The sequence below is a fragment of the Acinetobacter sp. ANC 4173 genome (genome assembly GCF_004331255.1).
GTDB lineage: Bacteria > Pseudomonadota > Gammaproteobacteria > Pseudomonadales > Moraxellaceae > Acinetobacter.
Genome location: NZ_SJOF01000007.1, coordinates 1 through 22,322 on the forward strand (window position 1 = coordinate 1; position 22,322 = coordinate 22,322).

A 22,322-nucleotide genomic window follows, 5' to 3' on the forward strand; every position below is an offset into this window, starting at 1 on the left:
ACAAATATTTCTCAAATAAACTTCGAGTAATTTCTACCATCAATCAATGAAAATAATTTCGATTAATCAATCAGTAAAAATCCACACAAGTTGTTCTTCATAATCTCTTAATGATCTTTCTAACACCTCGTCAGTGCTAGAAGCTGGACTTCGATAAACTTAACAACTCAGCGCTTCGTGCTTCGTTCATTTCCGTCTATCTCGTCGACATGGGGTGCATTCTATACGGTTTTGCTACAAGTGCAAGCTCTTTTAACTAATAATCGCAGAACACACTATCAAGCGATTAGTAATCAACCAAATTGAACATTTATAATGCTAAATTTAGCATCAGAGCGTATTTTTACAAATTGCTATACAGAAAAAACTCAGTACACATACATATACTGAGTTCATTTATAGTGAAAGATAGCTTAGTTTGCTTGTTCAGCCACCCAACCCATAAATTTTTGTCGCTCTACTTTATTTGCTTTTTTCCATAGTTCAATTAATTGTTGATCTACAGCGATAGCATTTGATTTGGTATTTGTCGCAGCTTGTAGCGTCGAAGGTTGTGCATATACAGCTGGCGGCTGATTGACAGGCGTAGAATTCTTTTGTGTTAAATCTAAAGCCTCACCAAACATACTGCGGCTTAACCACGGTTTTTGTTCTGTATTTGCACCAGTTTGCTGAACCAAAATTTGTTGCTTTTTATTTAAAAGTGCAATTGTGGGTTGCTGTGCGTATTTTTTTGCATCTTCATAAGTTTTTGGTGCATTGATTAAAACCAATTGATAATTTTCATTGTCTTCAAGGCTTGGTGTTTTTAAAGTAACAACACCCGATTTAACGATATCATGCTCACCAGACATATGTTCAAAATACTGAATGTAGCGAACGCTGATATTGGAACTACCCGCATCTAATTTATAGGCATTATTTTCTGAACGGAATAAACCTGTATTTACTTCTTGATCATTTACCGCAAGAATCTTGATTGCTTCTGGAGCAGTGATTGTAACCGCCGAAAATACCGAACTACTTACCATTAATGCCGCTGTAGCAAATGTTAAACGTAAAGCCATTTTGCCTTCTCTTGATTCATTGTTAAATTTTAGTTGCACTATGCAAGTTATAAATGACAATTTTATGACAAAGTCATTTTTGAAATGCAACCGATTTCTTTAACTTATTTTTATATGCTTTACACAATAGATGATATTGGCATTTGGTCGAGAGGGAAATCCGAATGTACATCGTGTATGTACTTGAATATAGAAATATGATCATTTAACGATACCGCAATCATCAATGGTGATGACTGCGGTAAAGACTTTTAGTTAAATGTTTTAAAGCGAATGTTATCGTCTAAATATGTTTTTTCACCAGCTGGCACTTCAATTGAACCCAACACCAATTGCGCTCGTAGCTTCCAATGGCTTGGAATGTCATAAGTTGCTGCAACTTCAGCATCAATTACAGGATTATAGTGCTGTAAGGATGCACCAATATTATGTTCAGCTAATGCTGTCCAGACCGCATATTGGGCAATTGCTGATGAATGCTCTGACCATACAGGGAAGTTATCTGCATATAGTGCGAATTGCTCTTGCAATGATTTCACAACATCTTGATCTTCATAAAAAAGTACAGTAGCGTAACCTGCAGCGAAACTGTCTATTTTTTTACTTGTATTTTCGAATGCTTCTGCTGGAACCATTTTACGCAAGCTTTCTCGTACAATTTCCCAGAACTTATGATGTGATTGACCAAATAAGCTAACAACGCGTGAGGTTTGAGAGTTGAAAGCTGATGGACTTTCACGTACGGCATCTTTAATAAGTTGTTCAACTTCAGTTTGCTCTAACTTTACATTCTTTCCAATTGCATAAATTGTGCGGCGTTTTTTCATATGATCTAAGAATGCCATTATTTTTTCCTCATTCATTTGTTCGTTTAAATAGAGAGTTATATCTCAATTGACTTAGGGATATCTTAAGTCCTTTGTAAATTATATAAAGACCTATGATTGTGACAGTCTGTTTTATATTTAGAACGTTTAATGTCTTACAGGATCTATTCTATTAAAAATCAAACGAAATTGTTTATTCTCTTACTTAAAAACCAAAAATTCTGCTTCTTTCTTGGTAGCGTCAACATACTCAGCATCTTGTTCGACAGAACCAAATACCAGTTGGGTTTTCAATTTCCATGTTGTATTTATTTTAAAGTATTGAGCGACTTTGTAATCAATTGACGGACTGTAATAATTAAAGTTCGCTCCTATTCCTATTTCAGCTAAAGCCATCCACACTGCATATTGCGCCATTCCTAAACTCTGTTCTGACCACAATGGTAATTCTGCTGAATTTAAGGGTGAATTCTTTTGCAAGTTTTCGATGGCTGTTTGATCTTCAAAAAATAAAACTGTTCCATAAGCCGCGTTGCATTTCTGAATCTTTATTGCAATTGCTGGAAATAAGTGTTCGGGGATTTGTGTTTTTTGAATTTCTTGAACCAAATGCCAAAATTCGGTATGTGCTTTGGAAAATAGAATAACAATACGTGTGGTTTTCATGTTCACTGCCGATGGGCAACTTAAAGCAGCTGCATGAATCAACTTGGTTAAATAGGCTTGATCATATGCTAGGTGCTTACCTAATTTCTGTATGGATTGGCGTTGTTGTAATTGTTGAAGATAATCAGATTCTTTTGAATCAGTTTCATTTTTTCTATTAAAAATTAAGTCCGTTGTAATTTCAGTTGTTAGCACTTGGCTAAGTTTATCTAATAGCGCCATTGATTACCCCGTAAAACTCAAATACACATATTTTTTTTAAGGGTTTTATTCTAACGCCAAATTTCTGGGAAATAACCATTTACTTTGGAAAGACTGTTCTCTTTTAAATCAACTAAATACCCTAAAAAAGATAAACTCCGCACTTTGCGGAGTTTATGTGAAATAAACTACTTTTTATTTTTCAGTTTCGAATAAAGCAGCTACAAATGATTTTGCCGAGAACGGTCGTAAATCATCAATTTTTTCGCCGACGCCAATAAAGCGAATTGGAACATGGGTACGACTTGCAATATTAAACAGAACACCACCTTTTGCTGTTCCATCTAATTTGGTGATCGTAATACCTGTGAGACCAACAGCCTCATCAAACAGCTCTACTTGGTTAATCGCATTTTGACCTGTGCCTGCATCGACCACCAACATAATTTCGTGAGGTGCTGTGGCATCAATTTTTTGCATAACGCGCTTAACTTTCGTCAATTCTTGCATCAAATGACTTTTGTTATGCAAACGTCCTGCGGTATCGGCAATCAGAACATCTACACCTTTCGCACGTGCACTTTCAAAAGCATCGAAAATGACAGAAGCACTATCTGCACCATGACCTTGAGCAACCACGGCGATATTGTTGCGCTCACCCCAAATTTGCAATTGCTCAGTTGCTGCTGCACGGAAAGTATCTCCAGCGGCAAGCATGACTTTTTTACCCTCACCTTGTAAACGCTTAGCCAATTTACCAATGGTGGTAGTTTTACCTACACCATTTACACCCACGACCAAAATCACAAATGGATTTTTGTTTGGATCTATATGCAAGGGCTTAACCCGCGGAGCCAGCAAGTTAACCAATTCTTCTTGCAATGCCTTATATAGTGAATGCGAATAAATCAAATCACCGCGCGCTGTGCGCTCAGTTAAATTCGCGATAATTGCTTTGGTCGCATCTACGCCAATATCTGCAACTAAAAGCTGCTCTTCAACTTCTTCAAGGAGTTCATCATCAATTTCTTTGCCACCGATCAAAATATTGACCATACCATCGGCAAAGTTTTTACGGGTTTTGGTTAACCCTTCTTTCATTCGGTTAAAAAAGCCGCCTGTTGACTTTTCGACAGTTTGCTCATCGGAAGTTTTTTGAACTGGAGTAATAATTTCTTCAGCTTTTGGAGTCTCAATAATTGGCACATTTACCGCAGGTAAACTTGGTAAAGTTACATCATCATCCCCAATATCAGCATCAATCAAAAATTTATTTTGCCCAGTAGATTGTTGTTGCATGCCGAATCCTTTGAAAAGCAGCGTGTTAAAAGTTAGTAATTTTAGCATAAAAGATAAGGATTTTCCTTATCTTGCCGTATCGTGTAAATCAGCTACAAAAAGCTACACCCTTACCTTGCATTTACAAATGATTTTCTTAAGAATGAATTTAAATACCAAGGTTTGTGAGCTCCCTAAGTGTTTGGCAAAAATAATAATAAACGCCTAGAACAACCCGCTATACTCTTGGGTATATTAATCTTCATTTGTCCGATTTATTGCTCTCCAGTTTATGCAAAACCTCAAAACTTTCTAACACACACAACCTCAGAATATACTTTAGACAATGGCCTGAAAGTCATAATCCGTGAAGACCATCGTTCACCAATGGTCATGACACAGATTTGGTATGCTGTTGGTAGCAGTGATGAATCAGGAAATCTTTTAGGTATTTCACATGCCTTAGAACATATGATGTTTAAAGGCACAATCAAAGTGCCCAATGATGAATTTACTCGTTTAAGTCGACTGTATGGTGGCAGTGTGAACGCTGCAACTTTTACCAACTACACCTACTACTATCAACTCTACCAAAAAGACTTTTTGCCCTTAGCTTTAGAGTTAGAAGCAGATCGTATGAGTAATTTACTTCTCAGACAACAAGACTTTGACACTGAAATTAAAGTTGTTATGGAGGAACGGCGCCAAAGAACCGATGATAATCCACGTGCCGTTGCATCAGAACGGTTTAAATGGATTGCTTACCCAACCAGTCATTATAGACAACCCATAATTGGTTATATGAAGAATCTTAATATCCTTCAATTAGACTATCTTAAAAAATGGTATCAAGACTGGTATGCCCCAAATAATGCTATTTTAGTTATTGTTGGTGATGTAGATACCCAGCAAACACTTCATCAAGTAAAACAATACTTTTCTGTTATTCCAGCAAAAGTATTAGCTCAAAGAAATGAAGTTCAGGAATATATAAATATTGGCTATCGCTACATGGAGGTTAAACTCCCTGTACAAGTTCCAAATCTCTTTTTGGCTTGGAATGTTCACTCTTTAGCTACTGCACAAAACCCACAAGATGTCTATGCACTCGTTATTATCAAAAATATACTGGATAGCGGTATAACTTCACGCTTACAAAATAATTTAGTACGCAATCAAAAGTTAGCGACTTCAATTAGTGCATCTTATGATCCATATAATCGCGGTGATAGCCTTTTTAGTCTTACCGCCTTACCCGTAGAAGGAGTTTCACTGGAGGAGATTGAAAAAGCTGTATTGGATGAAATAGAAAATTTAAAAAACAGCCCTGTATCTGATGATGAGGTAAATCGTGTAGTGACAAGATATATGGCCGATTTGATTTACAGCCAAGATGATATTGCGGGACAAGCCAGAATGATTGGAACATTGGAAGTGAATGGTTTGAGTTATCACTTAATTGATCAATTACAACAACATTATGAAGCTGTTACCCCAGAAGATATCCAGCGCGTAGCCAATACCTATTTCAACCAAACAAATCTAAGCAATATGCATATTCTTCCTGAAGAACAAAAATAACCAAGGGATAAGCAAATGTGGAAATTTCATTTATGTATCATGGCCTCTTTTTCGTTTTTACCTGCCAGTTTCGCAGAGGTTATACAAAATACAGAAACAACAAATGAGTTCAGCTCAATTGCTCATCTACAAAGCATCAAAAATATTCAGGAGAATCCTCATCAAAAGGCGCCCTATGTGCATGAACTGAATAATCGCTTTCATGTTCGATCACTGTTTGTGGAATCGCCAACTTTACCCATGGTGGATATTCAACTGACATTTAATGCAGGTTCAGCACGTGACTCGGAAATAGGATCTAATCTTTATGGTCTGTCCAACATGGCGGCCCAGCTGATGGATGAAGGAACCAGCAACTACACGGCGCAGGAAATTATTTCAACTTTTGAAAGTATTGGAGCAAAATTCAGCGTAGCGTCATATCGAGATATGTTTATTATCAAATTAAGAACCTTGTCTGACCCTGAAAAGTTACAACCCGCTTTGGCAATGATGATTGAAGTGTTAAATCACTCTACTTTTAAGACGCCAAGTATTGATTTAATGCTCAGTAATACAGCTGTGGGGCAAAAACAATTAAAAGAAAATCCAGAGCGTATGAAAAATATTGTGTTTTACCGTACTTTATATCGCAAACACCCTTATGCCGAACCAATTACAGGAACTCAAGCCAGCATTAAACGCATCACGCCTGAAAATTTGATCGAATTTCGCAAGCGACTGTTAGTACGTAATAATTTGAATATTGCAATTACTGGACAATTAAATCCGAAAGAAGCATTAAAACTGTCAGAAAAAATAGCGAAGCAATTACCCGCAGGAAACAAGGCTAAGACGCTTCCAGCCCCCACTATTCGTACAGATTTTAACATTCGGCATATCCCTTATGCATCAAGCCAAGCACATATTATTATGGGTGAAATTGGCACTACTCGTGATGATCCCGATTACTTAGCACTACTACTTGCCAATCGTATATTTGGCACTGGTGGATTCAATTCTATCTTAAGCCAAGAACTACGTGTAAAACGCGGACTAACCTATGGTGCTTATAGTAATTTTAGTTTTATGCAAGTCGCTGGTCCTTTTAGCTTAGGCTATTCTACCAAGCAAGAACATTTGTTAGAAAGCATTCAAATTGCACATCAAGCCTTAGTCAATTTCATCCATACCCCGATTGATAAACAACAGCTTGAACAAGCAAAATTAGGCATGATACGAGCTTTTCCAAATCATTATAGTAGCAATGCCGCGATTAATGCTCAGTTAGCCGCTATCGGTTTTTATCATTTACCTGCGAATTATTTAGACCACTACACTGAAGAATTAAGCAAAGTTACTGCTACTCAAGTACAACGTGCTATTCAAAAGCATTTACATCCAGATCGATTAACGATAATTATTTTTAGTAAAAAATTAGATAAAGCTGCCTTAGAGCAAATTCTACAAAATAATTTAAATGCCACTGAAAGACTAATCCCTAACGAAGCAGCACGACCTAAATTCAACGAAGTGTCTCGTCCGCTAAAGAAGGAAACTCCTGCGCCCGATTTTTCTCCGCATGATACGCCCGCATCAATTTCAAATAATGACCTATAGTGACCTGATGCTGATACAAAAGCTGATCTGCCATATCTTGAGTAGAAGGATAATAAGCTTGTCGAGATAACTGTTTAATTTGATGATATTGCTCTGGTGTCACAGGTCTAAACAAGGCAAAAGTAGCGAAAAAGAGAATCGCACCAATAATTAACACGATCAAGAAATAATATAAATTCTCTAATTTAAACTGATAAAAAAAATGAATAATTTTTTGCTTTGCGCTATGCATACACTACCTCGAATGAGTAGATAGTGTAGGTTGACGACAATAGAATCTCAAGTTTATTTGCCCAGTCTTAACCTCAAGTGGCTAAAAATGGGCAAATTGAGTCTTAACCACTGGTAATATTACGGACTACAGCAAAATAAAGGATAAAAGCAATTAATGCTAATGCCAGTACAATGGCAAATACACCTACCCCATGCTCTGCATCCGCAGGATGTAAGTCCTCATCATCTGCAATTCTACGCAGTTCTCCATCATACATTTTATAAAATTCAACACGCTGTTGTGGCTCCAGTGTTCGCGTAAAATCATACACACGCTTACGCTGAGCCAAACAATATTCCCCTAAATGAATTTCATTGTGAAAAATGGCCTCATCTAATTGTTGGCGATGATAGTGAGCCAATTCAATAATTTTTTCCGCGTTCAGTGGTAAATCAAAAGTAAAACCATCTATTGTATTTGTCATATTATTCTCCTTTTAATTACAGTATCCTGTAGATCCATAATAATAAAAAAACTTTTTGACTATTGTTTAATCATGTAACTTGAATTTATTCGCACAACCCTCATCTATTATTTGACTTTTCATCCAATCTGTAATATTAGTTTAATAATACTTAGTTAAATTAGTATAAAGACTATAAAAGTCGAGCTGTGCAATCATAATTACAATAAGGAGTTATCTATGATTCAACAAATTTCTCATCATGAGTTAGAACATGTGTATGCCAATGCGGTAAACACAATTCAATCGCAAATGAACTTTTCAGAAGCAGTTTTACAGTTGGAAGATGCTGCGCGTGCAGGTCATGGTAAAGCAGCAATGTTTTTAGCTGAACTTTATTATCAAGGTTTTCGTGTAGAACGTGATTCGCTTAAAGCTCAGTACTGGCAGAAAATGGCCACGATGCAAGCATAACGAAACGTCACTTAGGTGGCGTTTTTTTTGGACTTTATTTTTATAAAAATATTTACTTACGATTTTTCGCAAAGCTTACACTGAAATTTAACATGATATTTTTACAATAAAGCATGACTTCACAATGTTTGCCCAAGATGAAACAAATTAGTCAATTACAACCGATCTCGAAAGACTTATTTTTTAAAATTACTGTTCTTAAATCCATGATGTACTGCGGTGTGTTGTGGGGATTATATAATCAAGGCTGGGCAATCATGTCCGACCAAGATGATTTTATTTTTCCATTCTGGATGAATAGTGCTCAAGCACATAAATACGCAGAGGTACATTGGCCGAGCTATACGCCTCGCAAGATTACCCCTGCCGATTTTCAAAAATCGTTGCTACCAACTTTAGCTCGATTAAAGGTCATACCTGCTTTATGCAATTCTTCTAGTCAAAAAATTAAACTCACCACTCAGCAAATGCGGCATTTTTTCTTTGCAGATGTGCAATTGCAGCCCGCTTAAAGCAAATTAAATTAGGTGTTACCTTTAACACCTAATTTTTTTAATTTTATGCAATTTATGACTGCTTAGGTATTTGCATTTTGCATATTTCAAGTTAAGTTAAAAGTCAAACAATAAACAACATCAGAGATGAATAATATGACTAAAGTTGTACAAGTCCTTCAAGATAAATCCGAACAGTCAGTTTTTACAATTCGTCCAGATTCGACCGTATTTGAAGCCATTACACTTATGGCTGATAAAGGTATTGGTGCTTTAGTGGTCACCGAAGATGAACGTGTAGTGGGTATCGTTTCCGAACGTGATTACACGCGTAAAGTTGCGTTAATGGAACGCACTTCATTTACAACCAATGTCAGTGAAATTATGACGGCAACTGTATTGACCGTAACAACCAACACCAGTATAGAAGACTGTCTGGAGTTAATGACTGATCGCCACCTACGCCACTTACCTGTGGTTGAGAATGAAAGACTGATTGGCTTAATTTCAATTGGTGACTTGGTAAAAGCAGCGATGGCGGATCAGAAGAACTTGATTGAACAATTGCAGCAATATATTTCTGGATAATGAAATATAGGTCAATGCATAAAAAAGGTCAGCACTTGCTGACCTTTTTAAATGTACGCTTTAATTGAGACCAAGTTTGTCTGCAACATAATCAGAATCTTTATCACCACGACCTGATAAATTCACTACGATTTTCACATCTTTGGGTAATTGGGGTGCTTCACGTAATGCCCATGCGACTGCATGTGAGCTTTCTAATGCTGGCACAATCCCTTCAACGCGTGACAAAGTCATAAATGCATCTAAACACTCTTGATCGGTTGCTGTTGTATATTCAACGCGCCCTAAATCTTTTAGAAAGCTGTGTTGTGGTCCTACACCAGGATAGTCCAAACCAGAAGCAATTGAATGTACCGGTAATGGTTCGCCTTGCTCATCTTCCAATACATAACATGCCATACCATGAATTTGACTTGGTTTGCCTAAAGTTAAAGTCGCAGAATGCATTACTGTATCCAAACCATGACCAGCAGGCTCAACACCCACCAATTTTACCTCTGTATCATTTAAAAATGCTGTAAAAGCACCGATTGCATTAGAACCACCACCTACACAAGCCACGACATAATCAGGATTTTGTCCAAATCGGTCTTGGGCTTGGACTTTAATTTCTTTACCAATAATACTTTGAAAATCACGCACCATTTTTGGAAATGGATGTGGACCGACAACTGAACCAATAGCATAAATATAATTTTTTGGATCGTTCAGGTATTCTTCAAAAGCACTGTCTACCGCATCTTTAAGGGTTGCTGTACCACGCGTAACCGAAACCAGTTTTGCCCCAAGAATCTTCATTTTTACAACATTTGGATGTTCTTTCTCAATATCCACTTGCCCCATATGAATTTCACAAGGAATTCCAACCAGAGCACACGCTGTAGCTAAAGCCACACCATGTTGTCCCGCACCTGTTTCCGCGATGACTTTAGTTTTTCCCATATACTTGGCAAGTAATGCTTCACCAAGACAATGGTTAATTTTATGTGCGCCCGTATGGTTCAAATCTTCACGCTTTAAATAAATTTGCGCACCGCCCAATTGCTCAGACAAACATTTCGCATGAAATAAAGGGCTAGGGCGACCTACATAGTTTGCAAATAAGTCTGCAAGTTCATTTTGAAATTCTGACGTATGACGAATCTCTTCATATGCCACGTTAATTTCATCCATAGCCTCTTTAAGATGTGGAGGAATAAATTGACCACCATAAGGTCCAAAAAAACCTTCCGCATTGGGTAGGTCGACTCCATTAATTTGATGATTCATCTCTTATTCCCCCTAGGCTACATTTATTATTTCTTACTTTATTGAATGCTTAACACGCATTTGAAAACATGGTGAATTTAACGTGCCAAGTATTTGGTTAAATCCTCAACACCCTTTAAGGTCATCGGATACATATGCTGTTCAAAAATCTGTTTGATTGCGCCAATCGTTTGGGTGTAATGCCAATAATTTTCTTGTTCAGGATTTAGCCATGCTGTTTTATCGAAATGCTGACGTAAGCGATGTAACCACACCTGTCCCGATTCATCATTCATATATTCAACAGAACCACCTACCGAATTGAGCTCATAAGGTGCCATACTTGCATCACCCACCACAATTACACGATAGTCACGCCCATAGGTATTGAATAAATCCCATGTGTTCATGCGCGTGTTGGAGCGACGTATATTATCTTTCCAGACATAGTCATACAAACAGTTATGAAAATAGAAATATTCGAGTGTTTTAAATTCTGTTTTGGCTGCACTAAATAATTTTTCACATTGTGCAATATGAGAATCCATTGAACCACCCACATCAAACAACATCAAGACTTTGACGCGGTTACGGCGTTCAGGCACCAATTGAACATCCAAAATGCCCTGTTTGGCCGTTTCTTTGATGGTGCTATCAATATCCAGCTCCTCAGCTGCACCTTGACGAGCAAACTTACGCAAACGGCGTAATGCCAATTGCATTTGGCGTGTCCCCAAGATCTGCTCATCATCTAAATTACGGTATTTACGCTGTTCCCAAATTTTTACCGCAGAACGCTTCCGCCCTGGGCCACCAATGCGCACACCTTCAGGATGATCTCCATAAGCACCAAAAGGAGAAGTCCCCCCCGTACCAATCATCTTGTTTCCACCTTGATGCTTTTTATGCTGTTCGCGTAATCGCTCTTCCAACATTTTCATCAATTCTTCAAGGGAACCCGCTTTTTTCAACTCTTCACGCTGTTCTGGCGTGAGATGTTTTTCTAATAATTCTAAATCGAACCAATCTTTGGGTAATTGCTGAACTTGATTGAGTAATTCATCCAAGTCAAACGTTGAAATACCATCAAAATAGTCTTTCATGCCCCGATCAAATTTATCAAAGAAACGCTCATCCTTCACCATAATGGTTTTGGCGAGCTGATAAAATTCTTCTTGATCGGCAAATACCAAGCCTGATGCGACCGCCTCATTCAAATCAATGAGTTCTCGTGTAGATACAGGCACACCATATTTGCGTAAGGTATAAAACAAGCGCACAAACATGCGTGTTTCTCCTTTAGCGACGTGACATAAAGGCTAAACGCTCAAGCAACTGCACATCTTGCTCGTTTTTAATTAATGCGCCATACAACGGCGGAATCGCTTTAGATTTATCATGATTACGCAATACATTTTCTGGCATATCATCTGCCATCAATAGACTTAACCAATCAATCAATTCAGAGGTTGAAGGTGGCTTTTTAAGACCAGGTACCTGACGTAATTTAAAGAAAACTTGAAGTGCTTCATTCACCAAAGCTGTTGAAACCTGCGGGAAATGTACATCAATAATTTCACGCATGGTTGCTTCATCTGGAAACTCAATATAATGGAAGAAACAACGACGCAAGAAAGCATCCGGTAATTCTTTTTCATTATTTGAGGTAATGATGACGATTGGACGTTGAGTCGCGGTAATGGTTTCGCCTGTTTCATACACAAAGAAAGACATTTTATCGAGTTCGTGCAATAAATCGTTTGGAAACTCGATATCCGCCTTGTCAATTTCGTCAATCAGCAACACACAGCGTTCTTCACTGGTAAATGCTTCCCACAATTTACCGGGTTTAATGTAGTTTTTAATGTCATAGACACGGTCATCACCCAACTGGCTATCACGCAGGCGTGAAACCGCATCATACTCATACAAACCTTGCTGTGCTTTGGTTGTCGACTTGATATGCCATGTGATGAGCTTTAGACCTAAGCTTTGTGCAACTTGCTCTGCCAATAAAGTTTTACCCGTTCCCGGTTCCCCTTTAACCAATAATGGCTTTTGCAATGCACGTGCAGCCTTCACTGCAAGCTTTAAACTATCAGTCGCGATGTACTGACTTGTACCCGTAAATTGTTGAGCATCAACAGACATAAGATAACCTTATTTTTTATTTAAAGTGGTGAACTTTTCTTGTTAACTATAGAAATTCCGCGTTTATCACTATACTTAGACCAGCAATATCCCACGATCAAACCCAAACCAAGAACACATAAAATTGCAGATAAATTAAACCAGATGAGCGGGTTTTCTTTAGTCAGTATGCCAAACATGAGACCAAAAAATGCAGGTGCAATCGAAGCATTTGTCCCTTCAGAAACCGTTGGCGTCAACATAACAGCAAAAACAACCACCCAACTAATTCCACCAAACGGTTTTGGTAGGCGCTTCGCAATTGCATACCAGCACCATAAAATAATGATGCTGCCTAGCAAATACACACTGACTGCAATCGTATCTTCAGGAATTGTGTCTAAAATTGAAAGAAAATTATTCATAGTACAACTCCTGAAAAAAATTAAGCGCCACGTAAGCCTTCTGGGGCTACGGCATTCGGGTTAATTAACCCTTCTGGTGGCATTTGAATAAAGAAACCATTCGTTTCAATCGAATCTATTACATGTAATACATTTACACGCGCTAACTTGCGTGTCTCGGTCAACTCGATATGCATAACAAACGTTGCGCGACCAAAAGCAATACGTAAAGCTTCTGGAATAACGTCTAATGGATTAGATGCTTCTGCATCATTTTCAGAAGGACGAGCAACATAAAGATACATCTCGTCTTTTTTGCTCGATTTATAGATTGAACAATGCATGTTTGGAACATTACTTAACTTAGAAAACACAGCGCCAAGCATACAACAAAAAATAATCTGATTCAGTAGTGATTATTAACGCAGCAGTCGTCAATTTGTCTAAGTGTCAATTCTTTAAACAAATTTGAGTGACTATTGTGCAACTTGCATTTGTGTAGATAAATATTGCTGATCTGCATGTAATACTTGAATGAGCGGCTTGGTCAAAAGCTCATAGCGCCATCCTAGTAAATAATTTGGTAAATCTTGTTCATCTCGCCCAGACACAACATGCTGATACACAGCATTAAGCCACTTTTTACGCAACAAGACTTCCTTAGGAACCATTGTTTCATTCACCACATTTTGAATGACCGCATCGACCTTATGACCAATTTCTTTAGACGAGTGGCGGATTGAGCGCGCCATGCGTAATGGCCATTCTTCTTGAGCAGGTAAAAACTTCAACAAATCTAAAATGGTTTTTCCGTGCTCACGTAAAATATTCTGACGAATATCTTTGATATTGCACAATTGGAAATGATTTTTTGGATTCTTCTCAACCAAATCAATCATGCTTGAATTTTTAAGAATAAAACTACGTGGTTGATTTAGTGCTTTAACCATCTGCTCACGCCAAACGGCCAATTGCTGTAATTGCATGAGTTCACGGCGTGAATGTCGATAATTTCCAATATCTTGATAGAGCAAAGTCAGTGGAGTTTCTTGACCAATTTCATAGGTTAGATTTCGGCAGTCTTCCTGAGCAAAATCTAACAAGTGCTTTTCTTGCAGCTCAGATCTAACTTTTTGTGCCAATGCCATAATATACAGCACATCATTCGCAGCATAATTGAGTTGTTCCGGCGAGAGCGGACGTGCCAACCAATCTGAACGGGTCTGATCTTTATCAATATCTACATTGAGCATTTGCTTCAGTGCATTTTGATAACTGACTTGCAAGCCATGACCTAAGAATGACATCCCAATTTGGGTATCAAACACATTACTAAGTGACTTATCTTGTGCGTAATGATAAATCAAATCAATGTCTTCACCACAAGCATGAAACACATTCAACTGCGCAGTAAATATTTTTTTCCAGAACCCACTTAAATCTAAAGTTGTTCCATCTAACAAATAGACTTGGCCAGCAACGTTAATTTGAAACACCCCAAGCTTTGGCCATAAGGTATCCACTTTAATAAACTCTGTATCAAGCCCATAAATGGAGTTTTGATCCATGATGGACAAAAAGTTATTTAAATCTGTTTGGTGCTGAATAAACTGAAACATACTGCCGAGTCTAGGAATAGATTCTCTAAAAAGGTATCTTACCTTATATATAACAATTATCTATAAAAATTTTAATTTTCTACTAAAGAATTAGTTTATTTTTAGTATATAAGCTCTATTTATCTGTTTATTGATACTTTTTTATATCATTAATTTTTTAAAAATATACCAATCGTTAAAATAACTTTCAAAATTTAAAATACTATTCTCCTAAAATGAACATGAAACAAGTATTGACTTATTTCATGCGCATACGGTTATGTACAGCCTGACTTAAGGTATGGCTGTCTACATACTCAAGCTCGCCACCTTGTGGTACACCTTGTGCAATTCTTGTCATATGCACTGGCAGATGCTTACAGGCTTCAACCAGATAATGTGCGGTTGCTTGACCTTCAACAGTCGCGTTGGTTGCAAGAATCACTTCAGTGATTTTGCCATCTGTTAAGCGATGCACCAAATGAGGAATCCCAATTTCGTCTGGTCCAATACCATCGAGTGGAGACAAATGTCCACCTAAAACATGATATTTCCCGCGAAAACTTCCACTTTGCTCAATTGCCATGACATCTGCGGGAGACTCCACCACGCACAATAGCTGATCATCACGCTCAGTTGATAGGCAAATATCACATATCTCTTCTTCTGTGAGTGAATGGCATACACAACACTCATGAATATGATTTGTCGCCTCTATCAAAGCATGAGCTAAGCCCACTGCACCTTCCCGATTTTTCATAATCAGATGCAATGCCATACGTTGTGCAGACTTTGGCCCAACACTCGGCAAAATTCTTAAAGCTTGAACCAATTGTTCAAATCGATCACTAAACACTATTATTCCTATATAAAAATACCTCCCTAAAAAGGGAGGTAAGCAACCACTTGGGATTAGAACATTCCCGCAAGGCCTGGTGGCAAGCCCATACCCGAACTCGCACCTTTCAAGCGCTCTTCAGAAATAACTTCTGCCTGACGTGCAGCATCATTCATTGCAGCCGCGATCAAGTCTTCGATCATATCTGGATCATCTTGCAACAATTCAGGATTAATCTCGATGCGCTTTACCACATTACGGCAAGTCATAGTCACCTTAACCAAACCACCGCCTGCTTCTGCATGAACTTCAGTCTGTGCAAGCTCCTCTTTGGCTTTTTTAAGATTAACTTCCATATCTTTTTGCATGCGTTGTGCTTGTTGCATCAGCATATTAATGTTCATAAAAATCTCCGAACATAAAATTAAAAATTAGATTAAGTCTAAACCACGTGCGATATCACGAATAATATCATCAATATCTTCTAAACCAACAGAAACACGAATTAAACCTTCGCTAATACCCGCTGCTTGTTTTGCCTCAGCCGACATTCTGCCATGCGATGTCGTCGCAGGATGGGTAATCGTTGATTTAACATCACCTAAGTTGCTAGTAATCGATAAGAATCGAGTGTTGTCAATGACTGTCCAAGCTCCTTCACGCTCGCCTTTCACAACAAAAGAAACCACGCCACCAAAACCAGATTGTTGTTTCTTTGCCAGCTCATGTCCTTCATGGTTTGGTAAACCCGCGTAGTACACTTTTTCAACTTTCGGATGCGCATCGAGCCATTCTGCTAATTTCTGCGCACTGGTACAATGTGCTTTCATGCGTAAACTTAAAGTTTCCAAACCTTTTAAGAAGATCCACGCATTAAACGGGCTCATAGAATTACCGAGTGTACGAATAACACCGTTAATTTCTTCAACCAATTTATCCTTACCCACAACCGCACCGCCTAAAGCACGACCTTGGCCATCAATATATTTCGTTGATGAATAGACAATCAGGTCTGCGCCGAACTTAATTGGTTGCTGTAAGATTGGGGTACAGAAAGTATTATCGACTGCAAATAAAGCATCATGTTCATGGGCAATATCAGCAATCGCCTGCATATCACCCACTTGAGCCAATGGGTTCGACGGTGTTTCAATAAATAAAAGACGCGTATTAGGACGAATCGCTTGTTTCCAACCGTCTAAATCTTCCAAGTCTACAAATGTTACATCGACACCAAATTTGATGACATATTTTTCAAACAGTGAAATGATCGAACCAAAGACAGCACGTGAACACACAACATGATCACCTGCTTTTAAATAAGCCAAAGTCACAGCATGAACTGCTGCCATACCCGAACTGGTCGCCACTGCACGTTCAGCACCATCTAATACAGCTAAACGTTTTTCAAATGCCTGTACAGTTGGGTTGGTATAACGTGAGTAAGTATTACCTTCTATTTGTCCTGAAAATTTGGCTGCTGCATCTGCCGCATTTTCGCATACGAAAGAAGATGTTAGAAAAATTGGCTCACTATGCTCACCTTCAAAAGTACGTGTGTGACCGGTACGAATCGCTAAAGTGTCTAATTGATATTCGATGTCGTCGTATTGGCTCATTTCTACGATTCAGTTCTCAGAACTGCCTTTGTGAATAATTGCCAACATTTTGAGCGCCTACGGCATTTCAGGTCAAGGTAAAATATAAAATTATCGTTTAGACTTCGAGCAAATCTTCAAATAGGTCAATAAATATGCCCGCGATGACAAAACTAAAACAACGGATCGCAAGTAAAAAAGTCCAACTCAAAAACTTATCTACCCGCATCTTTAAGCAACATTCACTTATTCTGTCTGAAAGTACACCTTATGAAATTGTCGCCTACAATGATTATGCTAAAGTGCGTTACTACCCAGCTGTCTCAAAGCATTATCTAGAACCTCTGGTTTTTGTTGCCCCTTTTGCCATTAATATGGCGATATATGATTTGTTTCCTTATCGGTCGCTAGTAAAGCATTTTCAAAATCAAGGTTTTGATGTGTATTTAGTTGAATGGAAGCAGTTTCGCTTTCGTGACCGACATATTCATTTTCTTACCATCATCGACTACGCACTACCTGACTGTATTAACAAGATACGCAGTCATGCTCAATCTGAGCAAATTTCACTCCATGGTTGGAGTATGGCGGGCATTTTTGTTCTACTTTATAGTGCCTTACACCAGCCTAATTTTGTTAAAAATTTAATCGTTTTAGGCAGTCCCATAGATAGTTATGCATCAGGATTCATTGGTAAAGTTAATCAAAATCTGTATCGACTGATCCAAAAAAATGCATCACTCAATCAACTCTTGTTTTCTAGCCATATTCCAAAAAAATTTACTCATACGCCAGGGCGTTTAAATTCTATTGGTTTTAAAATTCTAGACCCTAAGGGCTGGTATGCAAGTTATAAGACCCTTTTAAATAACTTGGATGATTTGGAAACCATCAGTGAAAATGCCACCATTAGCCAATTCCTAAATAATATGATTGATTACCCTGGTGGGATTAACCAAGATATGATTTTTAAGATTTGGCTCAAAAATGAACTCAAAAATGGGGTTATTCAGCTCAAAGATAAACAAATCAAATTAAATTCAATCACTTCATCCTTGTTGATTGGCGCAGGTCAAACCGATCAGCTTGTTACCGAAGCTGCAATAAAACCATTATGTGAATTGACAAACAGCCAAGATGTCACGTTTACTCTTATCCCCGGAGGGCATTTGGGTTTAATGTCAAATAAGACAAGCGCTGAACAATTTTGGCCCAAACTCACTTCGTGGTTAGAACAAAGATCGACAAAGATATAAAGGAAAAATTATGATTCATTCAGTTGCTTTTATCGGTTTAGGTGCTATGGGCTATCGCATGGCAGCTCATCTTCCTAAACATTTTGAAACCGTGTTTGTTTGGAACCGTAATTTTTCCAAAGCCGAACAACATGCAGCTGAATACGGAACCCTTGCCGTATCTTTACAAGACGCAGTTCAAGCAGATATCATTTTTTCTTGTCTTCCAACCAGCCAAGATGTTGAAGCACTTATTTCGGGGCTAGAATTAAAAGCCGGTAGTATTTGGATTGATTGCACGAGTGGTGTCCCAGAGTCTGCTAAAAATCTGGCAGAAGCTTTACAGACACAACAAGTGACTTTTTTAGATGCGCCTGTAAGTGGTCAAACCATTGGAGCTGAAAATGCCACACTAACTGTAATGGTGGGTGGTAATGCTGAAGCCTTTGAAAAAGCACTTCCAGCTTTGCAAGCTATTGGAAAACTCATTAAGCATGTGGGCAACTCTGGTGCAGGTTTCGCAGTGAAAGCAGTCAATAACATGCTTCTTGCGGTTAACCTCTGTTCTGTTGCCGAAGGCTTTACCGCGTTAAAAGCACATGGTGTAAATTTGGGAGAAGCACTAGATTGCATTAATGCATCCAGTGGTAAAAGTGGTGTGACTGAAACCGTATTACCTCAACGCGTTTTAAACCGTAGCTTTCCTCTTACCTTCGCTTTGCCTTTATTAGCAAAAGATACAGGTATCGCTCTAGATTTAGTCCGTGATGCTAAACTTTCAGCACCTGTAATTGCATTAACACAAAGTCTTATACAAGCAGCAAGTGATCTTTCTCCTTCAGAAAGTGATTTCTCAAGCGTCGTAAAATTATATGAATCTTGGAGTAAAATCACGTTAGAGTAGTTTTTCTATTTAAAATAAATAACTTATACTTATTTTTATTCCATATCGTAAAGTATTTTGAGTTCCATGGAATGTCTATAAATTTTTAAATTTCACTAGACATTCCAGAGAACCAAATTTTTCATTTTGTCTTTACTTCTTCATTGAAAATATTTTAGCAAGCACTCAAGATAAACCTGCTGAGGATTTAAATGACTGTAGGTCAGCAGATGATTCAAGATTGGTTTGATACTGTTGATAATCGGAATTCTTGGTGGTGTAAATTCTCTTCTCATTGAAATCCAATATTCCAAGAAAGCAATTTCTCAAATAGAAATCAACCAAGATCCTTGATCTTACAATATCTGTAATAGCAAAAACTGATTAACAGAAACATGAGTATATGACCATATTCTTTAGGAAGACATCCAATTTCCAGATTACATGTAAAAAATGGATCTCCCAGCCAAACAATAGGAAAATACATAAGTCATTTTTGAATTAGACTCGGTTTGTCGACGAGCATAACAATTTGAATTTAATTGTCACTTTACAGACCCTAAATGACTAAAAAGTTTTAGCGCAATCAATTTACAAATAACGCAACATACCGTAGAACGACTAGATACAGTTACAACAAAAAATTAGCCTTTTATTATCAATAAAACTTTATAAAATTATTGATATATATAACTTTTGCCTATCATGTTGAACAAAAGTACGCTAGAGTAATTTATTGCCATTGAAGATGACAAATTAAACCCAATATTGTAATAAGGTATTAAACATATACTGTTACAAACCGTGAGGAAACTCTTATGAGTAAGTTGCTTATTGCTTGTCTTGCTGGTCTATCTACCTTTATTGGTGCAAATACTTTGGCTGCTACGCCAGAGCAAGAGTGTCAAAAACTCAAGAACGATCATGATGTGATCTATGCATCTAAAGGTTTTTGTTTTAAAGATCCTGAAGCAAAAGCAAAGTTTGGTAATGACAACTGCTATACCACCAAACCTAAATTTTCAGACAAAGAACAGCAACGTCTTGACGAAATCAAAGCTCGTCAGAAAGAACTAAATTGTAAATAACAACTGAATTACCTCCTTGAATGGAGACTGTTAAAGGAATAATTATGGCTTACGATGATCAAAATATTTTTGCAAGAATCCTACGCGGAGAGCTTCCTGCAATCAAAGTGTATGAAGATGATCAGGTTCTTGCCTTTATGGATATCATGCCGCAAGCTGAAGGACACACCCTAGTCATTCCTAAAACTCCAGCAGTAAACTTGCTCGATCTTCCAGCAGAAACTGCTGCTTACACCATTCAGGTTACACAAAAAATTGCTCGTGCAATGGAAAAAGCACTTGGCGTAGATGGCATTATCTTAATGCAATTAAATGGAGCTGCTGCCGGACAAACTGTTCCGCACATCCACTTTCACCTTATCCCGACCAATGTACATCAGCTAGGCAAGCATGCTGCACAAATGGGTGATCAAGAAAAGATTAAAGCTCAGGCTGAAAAAATTAAAGCTGCTTTAGAATCATAATTTGATTATCTAAACAACAAATGGAGCCATTCGGCTCCATTTTTTTATCTTAAGTAAAAAAGCAAAATAAAACTGAGAGTTATCCAATCACACCTCGTCATCAAACTGTCATTTATTTTTCACTTTGCTGTCACAAAGTTTACAGATACTGCATAGCAAGTTGGTGAGCTATGTAACGAATTGTACAGAAGCGAGCTGAAAATAAGAGTTTGTAGGCACTTGCCATAAAAATCGTGTTTTGGAGAAATCTCAATGAAAAAATTGCTACTTGCTGCAGCAGTGACAACTTTAAGCTTAAACGCAGCACAGGCAGCGCCAACATTGTACGGTAAACTAAATGTATCGATCGACAATGTTGATAACAAAAACTTTGATGGCAAGAGTGATGTAAGTGAAGTCAACTCTAATGCTTCTCGCTTTGGTATTAAAGGTGAAGAAAAGCTAACAGAAAAATTATCTGCAATTTATTTAGCTGAATGGGCAATTGCAACTGATGGTTCTGGTTCTGATACAGACCTTAGCGCTCGTAACCGCTTCATCGGTTTAAAAAGTGATGGTATCGGCGCGCTAAAAGTAGGTAAATTTGACTCTTACTTCAAGACAGCTGCTGGTAACAATCAAGATATCTTCAACGACCACACAATTTTAGATATCACCAATACGATGTATGGTGAAGAACGTTCAAATAACGTAATTGGTTTTGAATCTGACCCTAAATTACTTGCTGGCTTATCATTCAATGTAATGTTCCAACAAGGTGAAAGTTCTTCTAGCGTAACAGCAGGAACAACTGGTAATGATGATAAACGTGATGGCTTTGGTGATGCCGTTTCAGCTTCAGTCAACTATGAAAATAAAGATTTAGGTCTAGCACTGGCAGTTGCTGGTAACTCAGGTATCCAAGGCAAATACAACGCTTACAGCTTAAAAGATATTTACTCTGATGCTTACCGTGTAACAGGTTCTTACGATTTCAGCACTATTGGTCTTAAAGGTCTTGTACTGGGTGGCTTGTGGCAACATGCTGAACCTAAAGATGACTTAACTGCTTATACCGCTAATGCTGTTACTACAAACTACCAAGGCTTAGAAGAAGACTCTTGGATTACAGCTGTTACTTACAAAATCGGCAACACACCTTTTGCTGTAAAAGGACAATACCAATCAGCAAAAACTGCACGTGATGGCCATGACGATCGTACTATTGACCAGTATGGCATCGGTTTAGACTACAAAATTAACAAACAAGCACGTTTCTACGGCATCGTAGCACAACAAAAACGTGATTGGTTAAGCGATGACGACAAACGCACTGTAATCGGGACAGGTATGGAATACAATTTCTAATCCTCACCAATTTTATAAAAAACACGCTTAGGCGTGT

The 22,322-nt window shown here is 38.0% G+C and carries 24 protein-coding genes; 10 read left to right on the forward strand and 14 right to left on the reverse strand.

What is annotated here, in order from left to right; genetic code table 11:
- Positions 1-413: 413 nt before the first annotated feature.
- The 4 genes from E0H94_RS09530 to ftsY form a co-directional block, all read right to left on the reverse strand.
- Positions 414-1,067: a DUF2057 family protein gene (locus E0H94_RS09530; RefSeq protein WP_131326221.1), complete on the reverse strand. Its 654-nt coding sequence runs from the start codon at positions 1,065-1,067 to the stop codon at positions 414-416.
- A gap of 251 nt (positions 1,068-1,318) precedes the next feature.
- Positions 1,319-1,912, reverse strand: coding sequence for a nitroreductase family protein (locus tag E0H94_RS09535; RefSeq protein ID WP_131326223.1), 594 nt, complete (start codon positions 1,910-1,912; stop codon positions 1,319-1,321).
- Between the two features lie 183 nt (positions 1,913-2,095).
- Positions 2,096-2,782, reverse strand: a complete 687-nt coding sequence (locus tag E0H94_RS09540) for a nitroreductase family protein (RefSeq protein WP_131326225.1) — start codon at positions 2,780-2,782, stop codon at positions 2,096-2,098.
- 174 nt (positions 2,783-2,956) lie between these two features.
- Complete coding sequence (ftsY, locus tag E0H94_RS09545) at positions 2,957-4,060, reverse strand: signal recognition particle-docking protein FtsY (protein ID WP_131326227.1); 1,104 nt, start codon at positions 4,058-4,060, stop codon at positions 2,957-2,959.
- A gap of 177 nt (positions 4,061-4,237) precedes the next feature.
- Here ftsY and E0H94_RS09550 point away from each other — a divergent pair, with 177 nt between their 5' ends.
- A complete protein-coding gene (locus tag E0H94_RS09550) occupies positions 4,238-5,620 on the forward strand; it encodes a M16 family metallopeptidase (RefSeq protein WP_131326229.1) in 1,383 nt (460 codons plus the stop codon).
- Between the two features lie 15 nt (positions 5,621-5,635).
- Positions 5,636-7,219: a M16 family metallopeptidase gene (locus E0H94_RS09555; protein WP_131326231.1), complete on the forward strand. Its 1,584-nt coding sequence runs from the start codon at positions 5,636-5,638 to the stop codon at positions 7,217-7,219.
- A gap of 335 nt (positions 7,220-7,554) precedes the next feature.
- On the opposite strand, the gene E0H94_RS09560 is transcribed toward E0H94_RS09555, so the two are convergent.
- On the reverse strand, positions 7,555-7,917 hold the full coding sequence (locus E0H94_RS09560; protein WP_131326233.1) for a hypothetical protein: 363 nt from the start codon (positions 7,915-7,917) through the stop codon (positions 7,555-7,557).
- Between the two features lie 219 nt (positions 7,918-8,136).
- On the opposite strand from E0H94_RS09560, the gene E0H94_RS09565 reads away from it, so the two are divergent.
- The 3 genes from E0H94_RS09565 (at position 8,137) to E0H94_RS09575 (ending at position 9,452) form a co-directional block, all read left to right on the forward strand.
- Positions 8,137-8,370, forward strand: coding sequence for a hypothetical protein (locus E0H94_RS09565; RefSeq protein WP_016166270.1), 234 nt, complete (start codon positions 8,137-8,139; stop codon positions 8,368-8,370).
- A 137-nt stretch (positions 8,371-8,507) separates the two neighbouring features.
- Complete coding sequence (locus tag E0H94_RS09570) at positions 8,508-8,882, forward strand: DUF2750 domain-containing protein (protein ID WP_131326235.1); 375 nt, start codon at positions 8,508-8,510, stop codon at positions 8,880-8,882.
- A 138-nt stretch (positions 8,883-9,020) separates the two neighbouring features.
- Entirely contained in the window at positions 9,021-9,452 is a 432-nt protein-coding gene (locus E0H94_RS09575; RefSeq protein WP_131326237.1) for a CBS domain-containing protein, read from the forward strand.
- Positions 9,453-9,512: 60 nt separating this feature from the next.
- Here E0H94_RS09575 and trpB read toward each other — a convergent pair whose 3' ends face one another.
- The 9 genes from trpB to E0H94_RS09620 all read right to left on the reverse strand — a co-directional run bounded on the left by trpB (position 9,513) and on the right by E0H94_RS09620 (position 17,289).
- Entirely contained in the window at positions 9,513-10,721 is a 1,209-nt protein-coding gene (gene trpB, locus E0H94_RS09580; RefSeq protein WP_131326238.1) for a tryptophan synthase subunit beta, read from the reverse strand.
- Between the two features lie 77 nt (positions 10,722-10,798).
- A complete protein-coding gene (locus tag E0H94_RS09585) occupies positions 10,799-11,986 on the reverse strand; it encodes a vWA domain-containing protein (protein WP_131326240.1) in 1,188 nt (395 codons plus the stop codon).
- Between the two features lie 13 nt (positions 11,987-11,999).
- Positions 12,000-12,851 carry an AAA family ATPase gene (locus tag E0H94_RS09590; RefSeq protein WP_131326242.1) on the reverse strand — a complete coding sequence of 284 codons (852 nt, stop codon included), beginning with the start codon at positions 12,849-12,851 and terminating at the stop codon, positions 12,000-12,002.
- A gap of 20 nt (positions 12,852-12,871) precedes the next feature.
- Positions 12,872-13,255 carry a hypothetical protein gene (locus E0H94_RS09595; protein WP_131326244.1) on the reverse strand — a complete coding sequence of 128 codons (384 nt, stop codon included), beginning with the start codon at positions 13,253-13,255 and terminating at the stop codon, positions 12,872-12,874.
- Positions 13,256-13,275: 20 nt separating this feature from the next.
- Positions 13,276-13,578 (reverse strand): YcgL domain-containing protein, encoded by a 303-nt coding sequence (locus E0H94_RS09600; protein ID WP_131326246.1) that lies wholly within the window; start codon positions 13,576-13,578, stop codon positions 13,276-13,278.
- Between the two features lie 132 nt (positions 13,579-13,710).
- A complete protein-coding gene (locus E0H94_RS09605; protein ID WP_131326247.1) occupies positions 13,711-14,853 on the reverse strand; it encodes a ribonuclease D in 1,143 nt (380 codons plus the stop codon).
- 238 nt (positions 14,854-15,091) lie between these two features.
- Positions 15,092-15,688: a recombination mediator RecR gene (gene recR, locus E0H94_RS09610; protein ID WP_131326249.1), complete on the reverse strand. Its 597-nt coding sequence runs from the start codon at positions 15,686-15,688 to the stop codon at positions 15,092-15,094.
- A 56-nt stretch (positions 15,689-15,744) separates the two neighbouring features.
- Positions 15,745-16,074: a YbaB/EbfC family nucleoid-associated protein gene (locus E0H94_RS09615; RefSeq protein ID WP_116760803.1), complete on the reverse strand. Its 330-nt coding sequence runs from the start codon at positions 16,072-16,074 to the stop codon at positions 15,745-15,747.
- A gap of 27 nt (positions 16,075-16,101) precedes the next feature.
- Positions 16,102-17,289 carry an O-succinylhomoserine sulfhydrylase gene (locus tag E0H94_RS09620; RefSeq protein ID WP_131326251.1) on the reverse strand — a complete coding sequence of 396 codons (1,188 nt, stop codon included), beginning with the start codon at positions 17,287-17,289 and terminating at the stop codon, positions 16,102-16,104.
- A gap of 143 nt (positions 17,290-17,432) precedes the next feature.
- On the opposite strand from E0H94_RS09620, the gene E0H94_RS09625 reads away from it, so the two are divergent.
- From E0H94_RS09625 to E0H94_RS09645, 5 genes are all read left to right on the forward strand, one after another.
- Positions 17,433-18,524, forward strand: coding sequence for an alpha/beta fold hydrolase (locus tag E0H94_RS09625; RefSeq protein WP_131326477.1), 1,092 nt, complete (start codon positions 17,433-17,435; stop codon positions 18,522-18,524).
- A gap of 10 nt (positions 18,525-18,534) precedes the next feature.
- Complete coding sequence (locus tag E0H94_RS09630; protein WP_131326253.1) at positions 18,535-19,407, forward strand: NAD(P)-dependent oxidoreductase; 873 nt, start codon at positions 18,535-18,537, stop codon at positions 19,405-19,407.
- A 797-nt stretch (positions 19,408-20,204) separates the two neighbouring features.
- Positions 20,205-20,474 carry a YARHG domain-containing protein gene (locus E0H94_RS09635; RefSeq protein WP_131326255.1) on the forward strand — a complete coding sequence of 90 codons (270 nt, stop codon included), beginning with the start codon at positions 20,205-20,207 and terminating at the stop codon, positions 20,472-20,474.
- A gap of 44 nt (positions 20,475-20,518) precedes the next feature.
- Entirely contained in the window at positions 20,519-20,938 is a 420-nt protein-coding gene (locus E0H94_RS09640; RefSeq protein ID WP_131326257.1) for an HIT family protein, read from the forward strand.
- A 252-nt stretch (positions 20,939-21,190) separates the two neighbouring features.
- Positions 21,191-22,285 carry a porin gene (locus tag E0H94_RS09645; protein WP_131326259.1) on the forward strand — a complete coding sequence of 365 codons (1,095 nt, stop codon included), beginning with the start codon at positions 21,191-21,193 and terminating at the stop codon, positions 22,283-22,285.
- The last annotated feature ends 37 nt before the right edge of the window (positions 22,286-22,322 follow it).